Origin of the sequence: Parapedobacter tibetensis, assembly GCF_024704835.1 — a bacterium.
In the GTDB taxonomy this organism is placed as follows: Bacteria; Bacteroidota; Bacteroidia; order Sphingobacteriales; family Sphingobacteriaceae; genus Parapedobacter; species Parapedobacter tibetensis.
Genome location: NZ_JAMXBE010000046.1, coordinates 1 through 3,359 on the forward strand (window position 1 = coordinate 1; position 3,359 = coordinate 3,359).

Consider the following 3,359-nt stretch of genomic DNA (forward strand, 5'->3'; position numbering starts at 1 on the left):
CCTGTATTTGTAGATGATATGAATCATACATCAGGTGCCTCTGTCGTGTTGTTTCCCCGCATGGTACCTCGGTCGGGGGCTGATCCGGCCTGCGTAGTCTCGCGGGGCATGTGTGGGTGATATGGTGTACGGTCTGTTGGTCTTGTCAAATGTCCATCCTCGAGATGCAGGATGCGGTCGGCCAACTGGAGCGCACGCTCCCGGTGGCTTACCAGTATGATGGCCATGCCCTGCGCCTTACACCGTAGGAGCGTACGGTATACCAACGCTTCGGATTCGGCATCCAGCGAAGCCGTCGCCTCNCGAGATGCAGGATGCGGTCGGCCAACTGGAGCGCACGCTCCCGGTGGCTTACCAGTATGATGGCCATGCCCTGCGCCTTACACCGTAGGAGCGTACGGTATACCAACGCTTCGGATTCGGCATCCAGCGAAGCCGTCGCCTCATCGAGTAGCAGCACCTGTGGCTGCCGATACAAGGCACGGGCCAGGGCGATACGCTGGCGTTGCCCACCACTGAGCAGGCAACCATTGGGGCCTATAAGCGCATCAAATCCCTGTGGCAAGGTTTCGATGAGTGGCATCAGCCCCAGCTCTTGGCAGATGGCTTCCAACCGGGCCGTATCCGGTCGCGGTTCGCCGGGGCAGATATTAGCGGCAAGGGTATCATCAAAAAGTTGGGTATGCTGGGGCACGATGGCGATGAGCCGATGCAGGGCCTCTTGGCTCACCAAGGCGAAAGGGTGGATACCCAAATGGATGTGGCCACCGGATAAGGGATGTTGCCGCATCAATAACGATAGCAGCGTACTCTTGCCCGAGCCGGAGCTTCCATGGATGACGGTGATTGCGCCAGCTTGGAAGTTGAGGGATATCCCTTTGATGATCTCCTGCCCTGGCCGGTAACCGAAACGCACATTTTCCAATCGGATGGGCAGGCTATTTTCAGGCTGGAGCTGCGTAGAACCGGGATGCTCATCGGGAGGCAACTCCAAGATGCCATACAGCCGCTCGGCTGCGATACGCGCTTCTTGGAAATACTTCGTTAGGGGCATGAGTTGGGCCATGGCCGCGCTGAAATAACCGCTGAGCGTATAGAAAGCCAGCAGCTCTCCCAGCGATAACTCGCCTTGCAATACCATGCCTCCACCACCCCATAGCAAAACAAGCGCAAAGGCCTGTGCCAAAAGAGAGGTGGTCTCATCTACGAAGGTGGTGCCACGGCCGGAGGCATGGGCCTGTTGCAGTAAGTCGTAGATGCGTGCCTCCAGCTTATGGGCATGGATCTGTGCTAAGCCAAGCTGCTTCACCGTGGCGATAGCCTGGAAGCTTTCGGTAAACTGGGCGTCCAGCGCGGCGTCGGCCTCCATAAGGCGACGCTGGATTCGGCGATGCAACAGGTTGCCGACGGCATACACGATGATGTGCAAGGGGATAGCCACCAATAGGATAAACCCAAGCCGTGGGTGACTGGCCAATAGCAGCAGTAGGGTGCCCATCAGGATGGCCACGGGGATACAGAGTTGGATCAAGACGTCGTTGATGAATTGGCGTATCTTGGCCGCATCGCCCATACGGGAGAGTAGTTCACCCGTCTGCATCTGGTTGAAAAACCGCTGGGGCAAAGCCAACAGATGGCGGCAGTAGCCATTGAGCAGGCGGGCATCGATGGCCCGACCGGTATGCAGGGTAAGGATACGGCGACCAGCACTCGCCGCCACTTGGAGCAGCAACAGGAGGCCAAAAAGCCCGCCCAGCTGATGGAGCATCAGGAGATTAGCCGCAGGCACTACCCGATCGGCCAAAAGTTTCACAAACCATGCGCCGCCTAAGGCCAGCACCGTGCTGGCTACGGCAAATAGCAATGCCTTTAGTAGTATACGGCGATGGGGATACAGCAAATGAATGAAGCGCTGCCATGTGCTTGGTTGGGGAGCTTCTGCGACAAAATCGGCCCCCGGAAGCAGCAGCAAGGCAGCACCGCTCCAATACTGGCAAAAGCGGCTTTGAGGCCAGCGGTGGCGACGGCCATTAGCCGGATCCATCACGGTAGTATGACGCTTTCCGGCCTTACACAGCACCACGAAATGCTGCCCGGTATCGGAGTGGTCGAGGTGTACGATGGCCGGCAACATCGCTTGGCAAATGCCCTCATAATCGCCAGATACAGCCTCGGCCTGAAAACCCAACCGCAAAGCTGCATGCTGCAAACCCGCGAGTGTACTACCCACGGTATCGGTGCTCACCAGCAGTCGGATATGGGCTACGGATAGCGGCTTTCCATAATGGCTGGCTACGGCTGCAAGGCATGCGGCTCCGCAGTCGTTCTGGTCATTTTGGCGAACGGTTTTCATGGCTGAGGGGCTGGGATTGATAGTAACATTTATGTGCTTTTTAAGGTTGATTGGTTATTGTCTGTAGGAATATTATATATTTAACATTAATTTAATGATTCGTTAACCTCGTCCGTACCCGGACCTAACAATTTGTAGCTTATGCTACCTGCACTACATGAAGCGCCATTAGCGTATGTTTTTTCTATTCTTGTATTCGTTACAAGTGTGGTTGCCTTATACCTGCCACCATTATTTACGAGGCTGCAATTATATCCTTATGCCATTTGGCGAGGGAGACGGCTGTATACCTTATGGACTTCCCTATTTGTTCATGGAGGATGGAAACACTTGCTTTTGAATGTCTTCTTTCTCATGGTATTTATGGGTGAGGTGGAGTACATGTTAGTAGACGACTTTGGCCCGGTTTACGGTCGGCTATCCTTATTGAATATGATCATCTGCATTGCATTGCTCGCCGGCGTTGCTTCTGCTTTTGAACACCGCAAACACATTGCACATTGGTCAATGGGAAGCTCCGCATTGGTATTTGGTTTGGTCATGTTTTATTATGCATACCTGCCCTTCGGGGACGTACCGATAACGGACTCGTTTTGGACCGGGGTCCACGGGTTCCATATCAGCGTCGTCCTATTTGTGGGCCTTACCTTGTCCATGCGCTTCAAAATCCTGCAAGTGGCAGCCATACATTGGTATGGCGCCCTTGCAGGATGGATATTGGCCGTGTTGATGAGCCCTGCCACCTGGAACGGAGTCTTACGATTGTAGATTAAAAGATGGCTAAAATGAACCCTACCGGACCTAAGTACACACTGGCAGTGAGACCGATACCTAGCCGCCAAGCGAGTGCGCCCTCCCGCCGCTTGCCCCCTTGGATGATTGCCGGGGTATTGGGGTCCATACGGCGCATCCCTTTGGGGATTGCCAATGGATTGGATCGAACATGTTGTTTAGTATTCATCATAAAAATTTTAGTGTCGCCTTCCCCTATTGGAAGGTATGCCAA

4 protein-coding genes are annotated in these 3,359 nt (G+C 54.4%); 1 reads left to right on the forward strand and 3 read right to left on the reverse strand.

Annotated elements, in window-relative coordinates:
* Window positions 1-23 precede the first annotated feature (23 nt).
* On the reverse strand, window positions 24-227 hold the full coding sequence (locus tag NF543_RS25055; RefSeq protein WP_257957580.1) for a hypothetical protein: 204 nt from the start codon (window positions 225-227) through the stop codon (window positions 24-26).
* Window positions 209-2,353 (reverse strand): peptidase domain-containing ABC transporter, encoded by a 2,145-nt coding sequence (locus tag NF543_RS25060; RefSeq protein ID WP_257957581.1) that lies wholly within the window; start codon window positions 2,351-2,353, stop codon window positions 209-211. Before NF543_RS25060 ends, NF543_RS25055 begins: the two co-directional genes overlap by 19 nt.
* A 141-nt stretch (window positions 2,354-2,494) precedes the next feature.
* Between NF543_RS25060 and NF543_RS25065 the strand changes: the two genes are divergently transcribed.
* Window positions 2,495-3,121 (forward strand): rhomboid family intramembrane serine protease, encoded by a 627-nt coding sequence (locus tag NF543_RS25065; protein WP_257670940.1) that lies wholly within the window; start codon window positions 2,495-2,497, stop codon window positions 3,119-3,121.
* 1 nt (window position 3,122) lies between these two features.
* Here NF543_RS25065 and NF543_RS25070 read toward each other — a convergent pair.
* Window positions 3,123-3,359, reverse strand: a 237-nt coding sequence (locus tag NF543_RS25070; RefSeq protein WP_257670941.1) for a hypothetical protein, incomplete at its 5' end; no start/stop codon positions are given.